We start from the raw sequence: 16,863 nt of genomic DNA, 5'->3' as shown, positions 1-16,863 counted from the left end.
ATGCCCATGCACGACTCCACCCTCATCCCCGACCTCGACAACCACGGGCATCGCACGCGGCTCGAGAACATCCGCCTGGTCGAGTCGGTGGTGCGGTCCCGCCGGGCGCAGCACTTCATCGGCGATTACGTACCCGGGCAGGCCAGCTACAACCTGGGCGAGTACCCATCGCGCGCGCCGTACGACCCGGACGGCTTCGATGAGAAGGCGCTCGCCAACCTCGCAGCGAACGGCATCCGCCAGATCCAGCTCATGGAGGACTGGAACGACCTCCTCCGCCTGCACGGCGCCAGCCGGTTCTCCTCCCCCAACGAGCCGGGCTTGCGCCGCTTCATCGACATGGCGCACGCGGAGGGCATCCGGGTACTGCTCTACGCCTCGTCCGGATACATGCAGTGGGGCGACCCCGACCTGCGCCCCGAGTGGACGCGAGAGTCTTACGACGACCCAAGCCCGGACATGCAGCTCGTGCGCGTCGCCCACTGGCGGCTCGTCCGCTGCTCCCCGGCGAGCGCCGGCTGGCGGGCCTACGTGCTGGAGAAGACCCGCCGACTCCTCGACGAGTACGACATCGACGGACTCTTCAATGACTGGGGCTACCGCTCGCTCGCGGCCCAGACCATGCCCCCGACCCCCGACGAGGTGCTCGCGTGGCCCGAGACATCCGAGCACGATGCCGCGAAAGAGGACCTCCTGGCGTGGATTTACGCGGAGGTGAAGTCTCGCGGCGGCACGTACAAGCTCCACGCCGACTTCAACGACATCCCGAAGTCCGCGATGCGGCTCTACGACTACCTGTGGGTCGGCGAGAACATCGGCGACATCAACCGCATGCGCCTGGAGACTCGCGACCACCCGCCTTACGTCGTGCCACAGTTCGACTACTCGGTCGGCGAGCTGCCCTCCGAGGACGAGCAGTACGCGCAGACGATCCCCTACCTGCAGTTCCCGCAGATCCTCGCGGGTCGCCCCTTCACGGGCGAGCGCGCCTCCATCCCGGGCGTGGACTACGACTCACCGGAGGTAGACCGCGTCGTCCGGCAGTGGCGCGACCATCAGGAGTTCGTGTCCGCAAACCCGGATGGCCCGCATTCTTACGGGCCGTGGGATGTGGGCGCCGCGAGCCCTGACCGCGCCGAGCGGCACCGGTTCTGGCTCGACCAGTACCGCCGGATGGTCGTCCCCGGCACGCGTGCGTCGATCGATGTGCAGTCCGACGTGTTCCACCGCACGGGAGCGCCGGCAGAGTCGGTGGTGAGCCTGTTCGCCAACACCGAGGTGTACGCGGCCCTCGCCAACTACGGTGCGACGACCTGCTCGATCACGTCGACCTGGATGCTCGAGGACCTCGCAACCGGGCACCGCTCGAGCCGCTTCGACGTGGAACCCGGGCGGCTGGTGCTCCTGCGCCGCGTCGGCGACGCCTCCCCGCGGAGTGCCTGAGCTTCTGCTCCGGCGCCCGCTGGTCGTCAGCGGGTCACGCCTCGAGCGAGTCGACAACGACGTCGCTCTGGGCACCGCCTCAGGGGCCGGGACACTCGATGACGCCGTGCTCCTCCCCGGGCTCGTCGACCTCCATACCCACGTCTTCTCAGGTCAGGATCTGGGTGTATCCGCAGACGAGGCCGCCGAGCGGAGCGGGGTGACGGCAATGGTCGATGCAGGTAGCGCCGGCGGCGACCTGTTCGGGGCGTTCGCAGCCATCGCGCTGCGCAGCCGGACGCGGCTTCGGGCGTTCGTCAACATCTCGAGCATTGGCACGACGAGCATCCAGCGCCGCGGCGAGTTGCGCTCGCCCGAGTACCTCGACGAGGAACTCGTGGTGCGCACGATCGCGGAGCATCCCGGGCTCGCGGTCGGGGTCAAGGTGCGCGCCTCCGCGAACGTCGGAGGCCGCTTCACCACTCGCGCGCTCGCGGCGGCCCGGCGTGCGGCGGATCGAGCCGCCGCGCCACTCATGGTGCACCTCGGGCCGAAGCCGGCGTCCATCGACACGATCGTGCGGACTCTCGGCGCCGGCGACATCGTCACCCACTGCTTCACAGGTTTCGCGGGCAACTCCCTCATCGAGAACGGTCGCATCCGCCCCTCGGTGCGCCGCGCCCGAGAGCGCGGCGTGCTGTTCGACGTGGGGCACGGGGTATCGGGGTTCGACCCGGCGATCGCCCGCGCAGCGATCGATCAGGGCTTCCCGCCCGACACCATCAGCACGGACTTGCACGCCTATTCGACCCACGCCGCGGTCGATCTGCCCACCGTCATCGGGCGGATCGTAGCGGCCGGGATGCCGTGGGCCGACGCCCTGCAGGCGGCGACGCGCACTCCCGCTCTCGCCGTCGGACTCGACGGTGCGGGCATCCTGTCCTTCGACTCCCCGTGCGACGTCGTCGTCGCGCGCATCGCCGGTAGCGCGCTGACCGTCGAGCACTGCGTTCGCGACGCGGTGCTCGTGCGGCGCTAGCGCGGGGCGAACCGCTGCCGGTGCTGCGGGTCGTGCATCGCGACGACCTCGAAGCCCTCCGAGCGGGCCTCGACCACGGCGCGACGCGCATCCGCCGCCGACTCTGCAATGCCGATGGGCCGCGACGTCTCGACGTTCTCCTGCAGGAACGCGGTCTCCATGAGCGCGATCCCCCTGCCGTCGTCCGTGCTCACGCGCACCGACGCAGAGGCGGGGTGGTGGCCTCCCGTCACGACGAACTCGACGCCCGGCACAACCCGGTGCCGTCGGTCGACCACATCCAGCCGCCCCTGAGCGGCCGCCTCACCGATCGCTCGCCAGCCTCCCGGCGTGACGTACAACGACGTCGGCGGATGCCCCACTCCGCCCGCGAGGTACTCCTCGAGGCCCGCGCGGGCGAGAACGATCCGCGCGTGCGGGAAAAGGCCTTCCTCGAGCCCGCCGGAACAGTAGGTGACGAGCTGGGTGAGGAGCACGGCATCCACCTCGGCGGGCGCGACTCCGAGGTCGTCGAGCGCCTCCCCGACGCTGCGCACGTCCCGGAACCGCCAGCGGTCCTCGCCACCGGAGTTCATGTCGTCGAGGTGGGCGAAGTCTTCACCGCGCGGCAGTCCTGTGTCGACGAGGCAGACGCCGTCGTCGGTGCGGATCGACCACACGACAAAGTCGAGCTCGACGGAACCTGCCCCGTCCAGCTCCCCCATGAGGGCGAAGTGGCGGGGGACCGACAGGGAGGCGACTCGGACGCCGGTGATCGTCGCCGTCATCCGGTGGCCACTCGCGTCGGAGCCCCACCCGAGCGGGCGCTCGCATATAGCGCATCGGTCGTCCGCGTCACGGCGACCCCGAGACGGGCGGACATCGCGCTGGGCACCCGTTCACCAGACCAGGAGGCGACGAGCGCACGCGTGGGTGATCGCACGTCGGGCCGGCCCGCTTCGGGGTCGACCGAGGAGCCACCGGCGCCCTCCGCGGGGACGAACGAGAACTCGCCGGTGAGGGTGTCGATCGACAGGTCCCCGGCGCTGCCCCGGATCTCGGCGAACCACCGGGTGGGCGCGCCGTGCACCTGCGTGGATGTCGCGACGAGCACCCCGGACGCCCCGGATGCCCAGGACGCGAGTGCCGACATGTGCAGGTCCAGCCCCGCGGCACCGTCGTAGGTCTCGCAGGCGACCGAGGCGACACTGCTTCCGAGCACCCAGTGCGCGACGCTCAGAAGGTGGCACATCGTCACCGCACCGACACCGCCGCCGGAGCGCGAGCGGTCGGTGTAGGTCGACGACTCGGAGCGGGCATCCGGGTCCCAGGCTGCGACCGGGCTGCCGAGGAGAAGTTGCCGAGTGTTCGCGTGGATGGACCAAGACGCGTGCTCCACCCGACCGAGCGCCCCTGATCGGATGAGGTCGCGGGCACGCGCGAAGAGCTCGGCACTGGACCAGGTGAACCCGACCAGGACGGGCACCCCGGCGCTCTCGCCGGCGACGGCGATGCGCTGGGCCTCCTCGCCGGTCAGGGCCATCGGCTTTTCCACGAGGACGGCGATGCCCCGCTCGATGGCGGCGAGCGCCTGATCGAGGTGCGAGACGGGCGGTCCCGCGATCACCGCGATGTCGGGCTCGGCGTCGAGCGCAAGGCGAGGGTCGTCGAAGGCCGACGGGATCCCGAACTGGTCGGCGATCGCGGCAGCCCGCTCAAGTGAGAGGCTCGTGACCGCAACTACCTCGGCGCCCGCCTCCCGCAATGCCGGGATGTGCGTCGATTGCGACCACGCCCCGGCGCTCAGCACGACGGCCCGGGGCGCGGTCACCCCTTCACACCCGAGATCACGATCCCTTGCATGAACCACTTCTGGGCGATCGCGAACAGAGCGATGCAGGGCAGCATGGAGACCATCGCCGCCATCATCATGAGCGGATAGTTCTGGTTGTAGGTACCGACGAAGTTGGCGACTCCGAGCGAGAGCGGGTACAGCTCCTGCGACTGAAGGTAGATGAGGGGGCCGAGGTAGTCGTTCCAGAAGAAGAGGAACGAGAACAGGCCGACCATCATGAGTGCCGGCACCGACAGCGGGAGGATGATCTGGAAGAAGATCCGCACCGACCCGGCCCCGTCGATGCGCGCCGCCTCGTCGAGCTCCTGGGGGATCGACAAGAAGAACTGCCGGAGCAGGAACGTGTTGAAGGGGGTGGCGAAGAAGGCGGGCACGAGGATCGGCAGGTAGGTATCGAGCCACCCGATCTCGCCGAAGAAGACGTACGACGGCACGATGGTCACCCACACCGGGATCATCATCGTGCTGAGCATGACGACGAAGAGGGCGTTGCGACCACGGAACCGGAAGCGCGCGAACCCGTAGGCGGCCAAGGAGCTGCCGGTAATGCTTCCGAGCACGCCGAGCGCAGTGAGCACGACGGTGTTCCCGATGTACTGGGCGAACGGCACCTCCGTGAAGAGTTCGACGAAGTTACCCCAGTCGACGGGATCCGGGATCCAGCGGATCGGAAGATCGTAGATCTGGTCGGGCGTCTTGAGCGCCGTGCTGATCATCCACCCGAGCGGGCCGAGATAGAGGATCGAACCCGCGGTGAGGACGACGAGCGTCGCGAAGATGGCGATGCGACGACGGCTGGTTCGGGTGAGCGAGCGCATCAGTCCTTGGCTCCTGCGTAGTAGACGCGCGATCGGGAGACCGCGAAGAACAACCCGGTGAGCGAGAGGATGATCGCGAAGAGCGCGACCGAGAGAGCGCACGCATATCCGAGCTTCAGCTGCCCGAAGGCCGTGTCGTAGATGTAGAGGGACAGGAAGTACGACCCGTAGTCGGGTCCGCCGCGCGTCAGCGCGAACGACTGGGTGAAGATCTGGAAGGTCCCGATCAGGCCGATCACCGCTTGCAGAAGGATGATCGGCGACATCATCGGGAGCGTCACGCTGCGGAAGGTGCGCCACCACCCGGCGCCATCGAGGCTGGCCGCCTCGTACAGCTCGGTGGGGATGCCCTGCAGCCCTCCGAGGTAGATGATGATCGAGGCGCCGACGCCCCAGAGCTGCATGATCACGATAACGGGGATGACCCAGAACGAGCTCTGGAGCCACGGAATCGGCGGGATGCCGAGGTAGCCGAGCGCGAGGTTGACCACGCCGAACTCGCGGTGGAAGACGAAGCTCCAGAGCACGACGACCGCGACCCCGGAGAGAACCGAGGGGAGGTAGTAGATCGTGCGGAATACCCCGACGCCCACGAACTTCTGGTTCATGAGCATTGCCGCGCCGAGGCCGAGAGCGATGCTGAGGGGCAGGTAGAGGAGGACGAACACGAAGGTCACCTTGATCGCCTGCCAGAACAGCGGGTCGTCCGTGAACATCCTCACGTAATTGTCGAACCCGATGAACTCGGCGCCCGCGGGGGACCAGTTCGTCAGCGACATCACGAATGCCGCTCCGAAAGGGATTGCCGTGAATGCGAGGAACCCGATGAGCCACGGCTGGATCCATAGCCAGCCGACGCGTGCTTCGCGCCGCTGCAGGGGGCCCGCGGTCCTCCTGGGGCGCCTCGCGGCGCCCACCATCGTTTCCATACCCAGCCGGGTGGTGCTCATCGGGTTCCTCTCGACCGCCGCTTAGCGCTGGCGGTTCGTCTCTTCCTGGATCTGCTCGAGAACGGTCTTGGCGCTGTCCGGTCCCGTGAAGAGCGAGATCAGTCGGTTGAACCACACCGTCTCGAAGGCAGTCCAGTAGTCCGGGTACGGCAGGTCGCCGGCGTCGTTCTGGATCTGCCACGGGAACACATTGAGCCGGTTCGCCGGCGGCAGGTCCTCGAGCTTCGAGCGCTCCTGGTAGTCCTTCTCCTGCTGGACGCGCGGCTGCACGGTGCCGAGCTGCAGGAAGGGGATGCTGTCCTGGATGGTCGCCGACGTGTAGTACGACAGGAAGTCGAAAGCAGTCTCGGTGTTCTCCGTGTCCCGGCTCATCACGTAGGTTCCGGTAGCGACCGCGACATCGCGGCGACCCGTCGAGCCCTTCGGGAGCTTGAGGACGTCCCACTCGAACTTGTCGCCGATCGAGTCGCGAGCCCCCTGAACATACCAGGAGCCATCCATCACCATCGCGAGGATGCCGCTTGCGAACGGGTCGACCCCGCTCGGCAGGCCCCCGGGGTCGGGCACCGAGCCGCGCTTCGCCGCGGCGCGGAGCTGCTCGACGGTGGCGATGTTCTCATCGTTGGCGATGATGCACTCCGAGAGGTCATCGCTGAATACCTGCCCCCCGTTGGCGGAGAAGATCCCGCGGAAGGCCCAGCTCCCATGGTTCGCCAGCCCGCCCCAGCGGGTCTGTCGACCACCATCGGTGAGCTTGAACGCCTCGGTCAGGTCGAAGTAGTCGTCCCAGGTCCAGTTGTCGTCGTCGGGCAGCGGGATGCCGAGCTCGTCGAACATCGTCTTGTTGACGTACATGCCGTAGGACGAAAGACCGTCCGAGAGTCCGTACATCTTGCCGTCGCGGGACGTCTGCGAGACGACGGCCGGGAAGAAGTCGGCGGACTGCACAACGTCCTCGTTGCGCTCGATGTAGGGGGTGAGGTCCTGGACCCAGCCGTTCTTGATGTGGGTGCCGAGGTCGAAGCTCGCCACGTAGTACAACGCGGGAAGCTGCTTGGCGAGCGCGAGCGTCTTGAGCTTAGTGGCGTACTGGTCGGCGGCCGCGATGTTCAGAAGATCGACCGTGTTGCCGGTTGCGCGTTCGTAGCCCTGGGTGACACGAAGGAACTCTTTTTCGAATGCGGCCGAGTAGTTCATCATCACCGGGATCTCGGTGCTCTTCGACTGCGAGCCGCCAGGCGTGCAGGCGGCGAGCAGCCCCATGCCGGCGGCCGCAAGGCCGCCCGCAAGGAAGCCACGCCGCGAAGCCTGGGCGGAAAGAAACGTGCGGGGTACTTCCATCTCAACTCCTTTGTATTGGGGGCCGCGGCTCTCCGGTGCCGGAGATCGCTGAAATCAGATACTGGGCCATGGTATCGAATATGTCAAACCGGTTTGTATAATTTTCCTCAGCCGGGTGGTCCGGCGCATCGACCCAAGGAGAAGACACGACGTGCTGCGCAGGACCGAACTCGACGGAGAGTGGATTCTCGAACTCACCCAGCCCGCGGAAGGGGCCACGGTCACGGCCGGCACCAGGCTGGCGACCGACGGGCGAAGCGTGCACGGAACTCTGCAAGACCAGGGGATCATCCCGGACCCATTCGTGGAGCAGAACGAAACGGTGATCCAGTGGGTTGGCCGCAGCGACTGGACCCTCACGCGTTCGCTGGCGATCCCCGATGAGCCAGGGCAGGTGACCGAGCTCGTGTTCGAGGGCATCGACACGATCGCCGATGTCTCGATCGACGGGGCGCGAGTCCTTGAGTCGCGCAACATGCACCTCAGCCACAGCATCGACGTCTCGGGCTACCGCGGGGGGACCTGCTCGCTCGAGGTGGCACTGCTCTCGCCCTTCGCCTATGCCGATGACGTCGAGCGCGAGGTCGGGCCGTACCCCGGTTCCTTCGACGAGACGCCCTACACGTACGTCCGAAAGATGGCGTGCAGCTTCGGGTGGGACTGGGGACCGCGCGTCGCCGACCTCGGGCTCTGGCGACCTGTGCACCTGAGGACATGGAGCACCGCCCGGCTCGACTCGGTCGTGGCGAGCACGAACCGACCAGGAGAGCCGTCGGTGGAGGTACGGGTCGGTATTGCGCGCCAGCCCGGGGTGGATGCGTCGCTCTCTGTGCGGGCGCGAGTGCGCGGAACGGGCCTGGACGTTGAGGGTTCGGCGGTCATGGCGAGCGACGAGCAGGAGGTGATCCTCGTGGTCAAGGCCCCCGGAGCCGCGCGCTGGTGGCCGCGCGGAGCGGGCGCCGCTGCCCTTTACGATCTCGAGGTCGAGCTCCTTGACGGCAGCGGAGTGCCGCTCGATCGCGACGAGCGCCGCATCGGTTTTCGAACGATCGAGCTCGACACGACGAGTTCGGATGGCGCGTTTGGCCTGGTTATCAACGACGAGCCCGTGTTGGCGCGCGGCTTCAACTGGATTCCCGCGACCCTGCTGCCCGGCCTCGCCGACCGCACTGCGGTCCGCACCCTTCTCGAGGCCGCGGTGGCGGCGAACTCGAACATCGTGCGCGTCTGGGGCGGGGGCACGTACGAGAGTCGCGACTTCTACGACGCCTGCGACGAACTCGGCATCCTCGTGTGGCAGGACTTCGCCTTCGCGTGCGGCGCGTATCCGGAGACCGCGGCTATGCGCGAGGACATCGCGAACGAGGCCCGCCAGAATGTCACGCGCCTCGCCAGTCATCCGAGCCTCGTCCTCTGGAACGGCAACAACGAGAATCTGTGGTTGCACGAGGCGCTGAACTGGGAGAACGAGCTCGACCACCGACCCTGGGGCGCCGGGTATTACTTCGACGTGATCCCGCGCGTCATCGCTTCGCTCGCGCCGGACCAGCCCTACTACCCCGGGAGCCCGTGGTCGGGAGGCTGGAATGTCGAGCCGAACGACCCGGACCACCAGACTCATCACGCCTGGGAGATGTGGAACAACCGCGACTACATCCACTACCGCGACGACGCGCCTCGATTTGTCTCCGAGTTCGGATGGCAGGGGCCCGCCAGTACACCGGTTCTCACTGCATCCATCTCCGACGCGCTCGACGGTCCGCACGCGGCCGGCCTCGTATTCCATCAGAAGGCGGCGGATGGCGTGGCCAAGCTGCAGCTCGGGATCTCGCGGCACTTCCCGGTGACCGAGGACTTCGCCGATTGGCACTACATCACTTCGGTCATCCAGGCTCGCGCCGTTACCGCCGCCCTCGACCACTGGGCCTCGCTGTGGCCCCGGTGCCGAGGCGCCATCGTGTGGCAGCTCAACGACATCTGGCCGGCCATCTCCTGGTCCGCGCTCGACGTCGCGGGTACGCCCAAGCCCGTCCTGCACGCCATCGCCGACTCCTTCGACGACCTCCACGTCTCCCTCATCGGCGAGGCGGGCGGTCGACGAGTCTTCGTGCACAATCGCGGTCGCTCTCGGCTCGAGGCCGACCTCGGCATGCGAGGGTTGTCGTCCTCCGGCACGACCCAGTTCACGACGGCCACTTCGCTGCGCCTCGATGCCGGAGCGTCCTCGTTCGTGGATGCCTCTCTCGGCGCCGCCGAGGCCCTCGAGGTGACGCTGCTCGGGAGGCGCCGCTTCGCCTTCGCCGACGCGGACGGGAGCGCGGGCATCCCGGATCCGGGACTCGAGTCCAGCGTCGTGGTCGAAAACGGGGTGGCCTCCCTCGTGGTGACGGCGACGTCGGCGATCGCCCGCGAGGTGCTCGTGCGTCCGGAGCTCGAGGTGGCCGGAGTGACCGCGTCGTCACGACTGCTCACCATCCTCCCGGGAGAGCAGTGCGTGGTCCCGCTGACCGTTGGAGCGGGCGTCGATCGCGACGATCTGGACCGGGTCGCGCGCGGCGATCGGACGGTGACCTCGTTGTTCGACTACCTCGCTCGCAACAGGTGATAACTGTGGTCAGGACGGGGGCGGCGCGGTGCTGTCCCGAGCCACGATCCGACCGGGAGGCTCGCGAACGGTATCCGGCGCACCGCTGCGGATGAGGTCGAGGAGGGACGTGGCCGCTTGCTCCCCGAACGCTCGGATGTCGCGGGCCACGGCCGTCAGGCTCGGGCTCGAGGCTTGGCAAAACAACGAGTCGTCCCACGCAACTATGGAGAGGTCCTGCGGGATCGACAGACCGGTCGCTTGCGCCTCGCGCAGACCGGCGAGCGCCATGATGTCGTTGTCGTACACGAGCGCGGTGGGTCGCTCGGGGCGCGCGAGCAAGTATCTGGTCGCCTCGGCTCCCTGCTCCATCGAGTAGTCAGTCTCGATGCTCTCGTAGTGCTCGATCCCCAACTCGGAACACAATCGCGCGAATGCCTGCCCGCGTTCGGCGATGTGTGCGAATTCCGCGGGTCCCGCGACCCGGCCGATGGAGCGGTGACCGAGGTCGCGCAAGTGCAGCACGGTCTCCTCTACTCCCGGGGCCTCCTCGTGGAACACGGCGGACACCGTCCCCGAGCCTTCCCGGAGCCCGGCGAAAACAGAAGGGATGCCGAGCCCCTGAAGGTACGGGAGCCGCGGGTCGTCCACGCGCAGGTCGTTGAGCAGCAGCCCATCGATGCGGCGTTCGCTCCACCAGTCGTCGTACACCGCCATCTCCGCCTCGATCGAGGGCACCGTCTGGAAGAGCATGACGATGGACTCCTTCGACAGCACCGCCTCGATCCCCGCGATGAGCCTCATGAAGTACGGCTCCGACCCGAGAGTGTCGACGTCTCGCGCGAGGACGAGGCCTATTGCCTTCGACTGTGAGCTCGAGAGTGCGCGCGCTGCGCTGTGCGGTCGCCACCCCAGCTGACGTGCAGTCTCGAGGATCTTCTCGCGATTCTCGGGGGAGATTCCCGCCTGGCCGTTGAGGGCGAACGAGACTGAGCCCTTGGAGAGCCCGACGGCGCTCGCGATGTCGGCGATGGTCACTCGCTTGCCCTCTCCCGAGGCGGACTGCTCGCGACCGTAGCCGAGCGCGGCGGCAGCGTCGAGGACGCGCTGGGTCGTCGAGGGCGACACCCCCTCTCCGCCGCGGAGGACCTTGCTCGCGGTGACGCGGGAGACGCCGGCTTCGTCGGCGACGTCGGCGACCGTCACTCGAGCCATTGGTCACCCTTCCGCTTCGTCCGACTCGCTCTGCCCCTGCTGCCGGTGACGGGCGTCACCCGGCAGCGCCGTGCCGCTGGGCGCCGGTCGCAGATGCGTCGGCCGCACCGTCCGTGTCGGTGAGCAAGAAGCCTAGTCGCTTGGCCGCGCGACGGTCGTGGAGGACAGCAATGAGCACCGCCCCGAAGTACAGCCCCACGAGTGGAACCGCGAGGATCACCATCGATAGGACATCGGCCGCGGGCGTCGCGGTAGCGGTGAAGAGGGTGATCACGAGGATGGCCACGCGCCATCCCTTGAGGATGTCCTTGCCCGAGATCACGCTAGCGAAGTTCAAGGCCACCAGGAACACCGGGAGAACGAAGGCCACCCCTATCACGATGACGAGTTTGAGGACGAAGTCGAAGTACACGTCCGATTGCAGCAGGAAGGTGGAGCCGAACGGAGCAAAGGTCGCCATGAGCTGCACGATGTGAGGGGAGACAGCGGCACCCGCTGCTGCGCCAGCGAAGAACAGCGGAGGAACCGACACCCCGAAGCCGATGGCGTAGCGTCGCTCAGTGCGCTTGAGTGCGGGCACGATGAATGCCCACACCTGGTACAGCCAGACGGGTGAGGACAGCACGATTCCGCCGGTGATCGCGATTCGGACGCGGAGGTCAAAAGCTGCGGTCACGCTCGAGAAGTTGATGGCGGACTCGGCAGCACCCTCGATCTCATGCAACGGCGCGGCCAGGAGCTCGATCACCGTAGTGGAGAAGAAGGCCACGACAACAGCGGCCACCACGAGCGCGGCGGCGGAGACCGCGAGCCGCCGCCGAAGCTCTCGCAGGTGCTCGCGCAGCGGCATGCCCGTGGCGGCGCGCGCACGGCGTGCCGTCATCTCACTCCCGCACGGCTTCTGCCGGCGACGACTCCTCGGCCGCGGTGCCGGGCGATGCCTCGGTGCCTGCTGCATCGTCCGACTTCATCGAGCGCATCTCGCCGCGGAAGACACGCGCCGACTGCCCCACGCTCTTCGCGAGTGCGGGTAGCTTTGCCGCTCCGAACAGCAAGAGGACGACCGCGAGCACGATTACCAAATGCCACCCGGTGAGTGCGTTTCCGAACATCTGTACTCCTTCTACTAAACCGGTTTGTCTAATAGAGTTATAGCAGTTCAGCGTGAGGAAGAGAAAGGTGCCTGCGATGTTTGGTCTCACCATCGAGAAGCTCATAGTGATCGGGGTCATTGCCGGGTTCATCCTGGGGCCCGAGCGCCTCACCGGTTTCGCCGCTCTGCTCGGCCGCACGGTTCGACGCGCCCGAGTACTGCTCGCCAGCTCCAAGGAGCGCATCGAGGAGGAGTTCCCCGATATCGACTGGAAGAAGGTGGACCCGCGTCAGTACAACCCGCGACGGATCATCGCCGATGCCTTGTCCGACGACTGGAAGACGCTCGGCGATGCGCCCCCCGCCGCTCAGCGGGCCGCGGCTTCGTCGGAGCCTCCCACGGAGATCGCTCCCCCGTCGCGCTAGTCGAAGTCCACCACGGTCTTGCCCGCCGATCCGGTGCCCCCGGCCAGGGCTTCGAACGCGCTCTGAGCCTCCTCAGGTCGGACGACGTCGGTGATCAGCGCGTCGAAAATGGCGCGATCGCCCTCCGACACCCACCTGGCGGCGTCCCGGAACGAGCTTGCCGAGTACGTGAAGGCGCCCACCACCGACCGCTCGCCGACACTGACCCGATAGGCGTCCATCCGGATCTCCGGCGACGCCATCCCGACGAGCACGATCGTCGAACCCGGTGGCGTGACGGCGAGGGCATCCGCGAGAGTTGCTGAGGAACCCACGGCATCGATGGCGACGGTGACGTCGTGCCCGCGCCGGGTGAGCTGATCCACGACAGCGCCTTCGTTCGGATCGATGACGAGCGCACCCAATCGGACGCAGAGATCGCGGCGCGCCGCATCGGGCTCGCTGACGATGACCGAAGCTCCCGCTCGCATCGCAGCGAGGGCGACGCCCTGACCGATCGGGCCCCCTCCGAGAACGAGCACCCACTGGCCCCGCACATCCCCTGCGCGGCCGACGCCATTCACGGCGACGGCGAGCGGTTCGATGAGAGTGCCGAGCGCGGGGGGCAGATCCGGGGCGACCGGGACGAGATTGTCGCGTGGGACAGCGACGTACTCGGCGAACGCGGCGTGATGCGTCGGGTCGACGCCGATGACCCACTTACCGGGATCGTGCTGTTCACGGCCGGCGTAGCGGGACGCGTGCGGTCCGCCCACCACCGGGTTGAACGTAACCAGGTCGCCGGCCGACATCCCGCCAACGGGGGCGGTCAGTCGGCCGACGCTCTCGTGCCCCATCACCTGACCGGGGAATCGCCGACCGTTCTCCCCCGTGAAGCCGTGGATGTCCGATCCGCAGATCCCCGTCGCGAGCACCCGGAGAATCGCCCAGCCGTCGCGCGGTTCGGGGTCGGGCACCTCCCGTACCTCCAGTCGACCGTACTCGACCAGCACGAGCGCCCTCATGACCCGACCTCGGCGAACGCGAAGGCCCGCGCGGGGTTGAGAACAGTCATCTGATGGATGTCCTCCTCGCTCACACCTCGATCTCGGAGCATCGGCAGGAAGCGCTCCACGACATTTCCGTAGCCCACGCCGCCGTATGCCGCGAGCTGTCCGAGTTCGCAGATGTCGTTGGAGAGCATCACCCGATCAGCAAGACCCAGGCTGCACAGCCTCGCGACATTGTCAGCGCGGAAGGAGACCGGCGCGTAGCCGGTCACGAAGGCGAGATTGTCGACGTTGATCCAGGCTCCGCGCTCCGCTATGGGCAGGATCGAGTCGATATCGCGACGGTCCCCGAGGTGCGAGATGACCACGTGCCGGGCATCCACTCCCTCCTCCTGCAGCAGGTCGAGTTGCTCCAGGGCGAGCTCGCCGAAGTGGGTCGTGTGAGTCAGGATCGGGATGCCGGTGGCACGGTGTGCACGAGCGGCCGCGCGAAAGACCCGCTCATTCGCGGGGCTGATGCTTCCCCGCTCCGTGCCGATCTCGCCGATGAAACCCGGTCTCACCCCGGTCCCGTCGACACCGTCGACGACTTCGGCGATGAGGCGGTCGGCGAGGGATTGCGAGGTCTCCTCCGCGATGTAGGAGGGGTAGACGATCTCTCGATACCAGCCCGCGCCCATCAGGATGTGGACGCCGGTGGCGCGGCTGATTCGGGCCAGCGCTGCCGGGTCCCGTTTGAGGCCGACGTTCGTCGGGTCGCAGATGGTTCCGCCGCCCGCAGCCTTGAAGCGCGCGACCTCCTCGATGGCGAGGGACTCATCGTCGAGGATCGCCTCGTACAACTGCCGCAGGCCCCAGGCATCCAACAAGACGTGGTCGTGGGTGAGAGTGACACCGAGTTCGGCCGGGTCCACGGGGCCGAGCACGGTCATCGCCCGACCGCTCAGGTCGCTCATCCACGGACCTCGACGATCGCCTCGGCCAGCATCCGACCGTCGCCGGCAAGGAGACCCATCGGGTTGAGCGTCAAGACGCCTCGCCACACCTCCGACTCGCCGACGAACACGGGCACCGCGCGGTCGCGCAGTCGGTGGATGAAGACATCGGGATCCCCCCGGGCTGTGACCTCGAGGATGTCGACGTCGAGCGAATGCAGTCGCTCGCGTCTCACGGGGACACCGGCGCGCACGAGGGTCTCCTCGGCGATGTCCAGCTCGGCGCGGCCGCGATCGAGCCACGTGGATCGCCCCTCGAGATATCTCTCAACCGCGACCACGAGGCCGGCTACCTGCTCCCGACCGACTTTCGCAATCCGACCCACGCCGTGGCGGGGCGGGGTCGCGTCTCCGCTCGGGAGAGGCCACGTGGTAGCACGTTCGTCCATGTCCTGGTGGAACCGGCCGACGAGCGATACGAGTTCTGGCGCACCGCAGAGCAGCCCGCTCGCCTGCGGACCACCGAACGCCTTGCCTCCGCTCATGGCTACCAGGTCCGCACCGTCATCGAGGAGCGCGGCGAGTCGATCGGCCGGGGGGACGTGGACCGCCGCATCGACCAGCACCAGTTTTCCTCGTTCGTGAGCAACTCTGGCCACCTCGCGCAGCGACGCCCCATTTCCCGGGCGCCCGGGTCGGTGGAGCACCGCTACGACGTCGTCCGTCAGACTCCGCTCGAGTTCGCCCAGATGAGTGCCCTCCGGGTACCCGACGGCGACGAGTCGACCTCCCCCGACCTCGACTGCTCGGTCGTAGGGGTCACGATGGGCTGCCTGGATCAGGATCCCATGAGGGGCCTCGGTGCGGGGGAGGGAGTCAGCCAGCCCTGAGTCGCCTCGCGCGATAGCTACCGCGGTGCCGAGGGCGAGTCCCGCGGCAGCTCCGGCGGTGATGTAGACAGCCGGCACTCCGAGAAGCCGGGCGAGGTGGTGACCACTGGCGCTCATCAGCTCGTCGATTCGGACGGGATAGCTCACGGCACTCCTCATCGCCTCCACGACCTCGATGTCGGGAGCGATGCCCCCTAGGCGCGTAGCGGGGCCCACGGCGTTGATCACTCGGCGTACGCCGATCCGCTGCAGAACGTCGTCCATCGTTGCTCCTAAACCGGTTAAGTAAAAACTAGCGGAACCCCGGCGTTAGAGCCAATTAGAGCCCTCGCGTTCGGTCGCGTCGGACTGCAAGGACGGCTGAGGAAGCCCTCCGACCGTAGGCGGGGGCTCCTTCAGTGGCGGTGACGGTGGGATTTGACTCCCTGGGCGCTCCCCCGACCGCGGCTGCGCCGCGCCCGGGGCCCCTCGCGTCCAGGGGCCCACGAGTGCGATCGCGTCCTACCGCCCCAGCGAACGAAGAAAACCCCCGACAGCGTCGGGGGTCTTCTTAAGTGGCGGTGACGGTGGGATTTGAACCCACGGTGGGTGTTAGCCCACACAACTTTTCGAGAGTTGCACCTTCGGCCGCTCGGACACGTCACCGCCGACGAGTTTAGCCCATGTTCGGGCGGCGTAGCACCGCAGCGAGGAAAGCGGCGGCCACGAGCATCCCGAGCCCCGCGGCGAGAAGCCACGGCTCGATCCCGACCTCGAACGGTCGGTACGAGTAGTACCCGCCGCCGACGCGGAAGACCACGAGCCCGGCGTCGCTGTCGATGGGCAGGGCGGCCTCGAGGTAGTCGGCGACGTGGAGCCCCAGCGCGGCGGCACCGCCCAGCAGGATGCCCGCCCCCGCCGCCGCGAGCAGGGCGACGGGCTTCACCGCCGCCACCGCACCGCGTGCAGGAACACCACGCCCGCGAGCGTCGCGAGACCGACGCCGGTCACGATCGGAGCGAGCGACTCCAGTACGGCCGGGAGCACGTAGTAGGTGACGACGTTGTCGACGTTGGGGTTCGCGAAGAGCACCTGCGCGTACCACGTCATCCAGAGTCCGCCTGCGGAGAGGAGGACGGCGAGGAGCCAAAGGACCACCACCCACGGATTGCCTGACAGGTCGGTGGCCGCGGTCGGCGCGACATCCGCGGGACTCTCGCGTGCGAGGGACCGGTGCGGCGCGAACGCGATCGGGTCGCCCTCGTGACCGCGCTGGAACACGGGGTCGAACCGCTCGTCGAGCTGGTCGTCGAAGTCGCTGGATGCCACGTCGCCTCCTCCCCCGACCC

17 protein-coding genes and 1 tRNA gene are annotated in these 16,863 nt (G+C 67.7%); 4 read left to right on the top strand and 14 right to left on the bottom strand.

What is annotated here, in order from left to right; translation table 11 throughout:
* Positions 1-6 precede the first annotated feature (6 nt).
* Together Q5716_RS10780 and Q5716_RS10775 are read left to right on the top strand one after the other, a co-directional pair.
* Complete coding sequence (locus Q5716_RS10780) at positions 7-1,443, top strand: alpha-amylase family protein (protein ID WP_305003141.1); 1,437 nt, start codon at positions 7-9, stop codon at positions 1,441-1,443.
* Complete coding sequence (locus Q5716_RS10775; RefSeq protein ID WP_305003140.1) at positions 1,436-2,461, top strand: amidohydrolase family protein; 1,026 nt, start codon at positions 1,436-1,438, stop codon at positions 2,459-2,461. Before Q5716_RS10780 ends, Q5716_RS10775 begins: the two co-directional genes overlap by 8 nt.
* On the opposite strand, the gene Q5716_RS10770 is transcribed toward Q5716_RS10775, so the two are convergent.
* Genes Q5716_RS10770 through Q5716_RS10750 form a run of 5 tightly spaced genes read right to left on the bottom strand, consistent with a single transcriptional unit; the run spans position 2,458 to position 7,404 of the window.
* Positions 2,458-3,228 (bottom strand): MBL fold metallo-hydrolase, encoded by a 771-nt coding sequence (locus tag Q5716_RS10770; protein WP_305003139.1) that lies wholly within the window; start codon positions 3,226-3,228, stop codon positions 2,458-2,460. The two genes, Q5716_RS10775 and Q5716_RS10770, sit on opposite strands and share 4 nt — an antisense overlap.
* Positions 3,225-4,271 (bottom strand): Gfo/Idh/MocA family protein, encoded by a 1,047-nt coding sequence (locus tag Q5716_RS10765; protein ID WP_305003138.1) that lies wholly within the window; start codon positions 4,269-4,271, stop codon positions 3,225-3,227. The genes Q5716_RS10770 and Q5716_RS10765 overlap by 4 nt, the downstream gene beginning before the upstream one ends.
* Complete coding sequence (locus Q5716_RS10760) at positions 4,268-5,113, bottom strand: carbohydrate ABC transporter permease (protein ID WP_305003137.1); 846 nt, start codon at positions 5,111-5,113, stop codon at positions 4,268-4,270. Before Q5716_RS10760 ends, Q5716_RS10765 begins: the two co-directional genes overlap by 4 nt.
* Positions 5,113-6,063, bottom strand: a complete 951-nt coding sequence (locus Q5716_RS10755) for a carbohydrate ABC transporter permease (RefSeq protein WP_305003136.1) — start codon at positions 6,061-6,063, stop codon at positions 5,113-5,115. The genes Q5716_RS10760 and Q5716_RS10755 overlap by 1 nt, the downstream gene beginning before the upstream one ends.
* 21 nt (positions 6,064-6,084) lie before the next feature.
* Positions 6,085-7,404: an ABC transporter substrate-binding protein gene (locus tag Q5716_RS10750; RefSeq protein ID WP_305003135.1), complete on the bottom strand. Its 1,320-nt coding sequence runs from the start codon at positions 7,402-7,404 to the stop codon at positions 6,085-6,087.
* Positions 7,405-7,555: 151 nt separating this feature from the next.
* Between Q5716_RS10750 and Q5716_RS10745 the strand changes: the two genes are divergently transcribed.
* Positions 7,556-10,009, top strand: coding sequence for a glycoside hydrolase family 2 protein (locus tag Q5716_RS10745; protein ID WP_305003134.1), 2,454 nt, complete (start codon positions 7,556-7,558; stop codon positions 10,007-10,009).
* A gap of 9 nt (positions 10,010-10,018) precedes the next feature.
* Here the strand turns inward: Q5716_RS10745 and Q5716_RS10740 are convergent, their stop codons facing one another.
* Genes Q5716_RS10740 through tatA form a run of 3 tightly spaced genes read right to left on the bottom strand, consistent with a single transcriptional unit; the run spans position 10,019 to position 12,315 of the window.
* Positions 10,019-11,203, bottom strand: a complete 1,185-nt coding sequence (locus Q5716_RS10740; RefSeq protein ID WP_305003133.1) for a substrate-binding domain-containing protein — start codon at positions 11,201-11,203, stop codon at positions 10,019-10,021.
* Positions 11,204-11,258: 55 nt separating this feature from the next.
* Positions 11,259-12,086 (bottom strand): twin-arginine translocase subunit TatC, encoded by an 828-nt coding sequence (gene tatC, locus Q5716_RS10735; RefSeq protein ID WP_305003132.1) that lies wholly within the window; start codon positions 12,084-12,086, stop codon positions 11,259-11,261.
* A 1-nt stretch (position 12,087) separates the two neighbouring features.
* Positions 12,088-12,315: a twin-arginine translocase TatA/TatE family subunit gene (gene tatA / locus Q5716_RS10730; RefSeq protein ID WP_305003131.1), complete on the bottom strand. Its 228-nt coding sequence runs from the start codon at positions 12,313-12,315 to the stop codon at positions 12,088-12,090.
* Positions 12,316-12,367: 52 nt separating this feature from the next.
* On the opposite strand from tatA, the gene Q5716_RS10725 reads away from it, so the two are divergent.
* Positions 12,368-12,721, top strand: coding sequence for a twin-arginine translocase TatA/TatE family subunit (locus tag Q5716_RS10725; protein WP_305003130.1), 354 nt, complete (start codon positions 12,368-12,370; stop codon positions 12,719-12,721).
* Here the strand turns inward: Q5716_RS10725 and Q5716_RS10720 are convergent.
* The 6 genes from Q5716_RS10720 to Q5716_RS10695 form a co-directional block, all read right to left on the bottom strand.
* Positions 12,718-13,725, bottom strand: a complete 1,008-nt coding sequence (locus Q5716_RS10720; protein ID WP_305003129.1) for a zinc-dependent alcohol dehydrogenase — start codon at positions 13,723-13,725, stop codon at positions 12,718-12,720. The two genes, Q5716_RS10725 and Q5716_RS10720, sit on opposite strands and share 4 nt — an antisense overlap.
* Positions 13,722-14,666 carry a phosphotriesterase family protein gene (locus tag Q5716_RS10715; protein ID WP_305003128.1) on the bottom strand — a complete coding sequence of 315 codons (945 nt, stop codon included), beginning with the start codon at positions 14,664-14,666 and terminating at the stop codon, positions 13,722-13,724. The genes Q5716_RS10720 and Q5716_RS10715 overlap by 4 nt, the downstream gene beginning before the upstream one ends.
* Entirely contained in the window at positions 14,663-15,799 is a 1,137-nt protein-coding gene (locus tag Q5716_RS10710; RefSeq protein WP_305003127.1) for a hypothetical protein, read from the bottom strand. The genes Q5716_RS10715 and Q5716_RS10710 overlap by 4 nt, the downstream gene beginning before the upstream one ends.
* A 291-nt stretch (positions 15,800-16,090) precedes the next feature.
* Positions 16,091-16,180: transfer RNA gene (locus Q5716_RS10705), tRNA-Ser, on the bottom strand.
* Between the two features lie 10 nt (positions 16,181-16,190).
* Complete coding sequence (locus Q5716_RS10700) at positions 16,191-16,460, bottom strand: hypothetical protein (protein WP_305003126.1); 270 nt, start codon at positions 16,458-16,460, stop codon at positions 16,191-16,193.
* On the bottom strand, positions 16,457-16,843 hold the full coding sequence (locus Q5716_RS10695) for a hypothetical protein (RefSeq protein ID WP_305003125.1): 387 nt from the start codon (positions 16,841-16,843) through the stop codon (positions 16,457-16,459). Before Q5716_RS10695 ends, Q5716_RS10700 begins: the two co-directional genes overlap by 4 nt.
* Between the last annotated feature and the right edge of the window lie 20 nt (positions 16,844-16,863).

The sequence above is a fragment of the Antiquaquibacter soli genome (genome assembly GCF_030580675.1).
In the GTDB taxonomy this organism is placed as follows: Bacteria; Actinomycetota; Actinomycetes; order Actinomycetales; family Microbacteriaceae; genus Rhodoglobus; species Rhodoglobus soli.
This window is presented reverse-complemented; position numbering and strand designations above follow the sequence as displayed.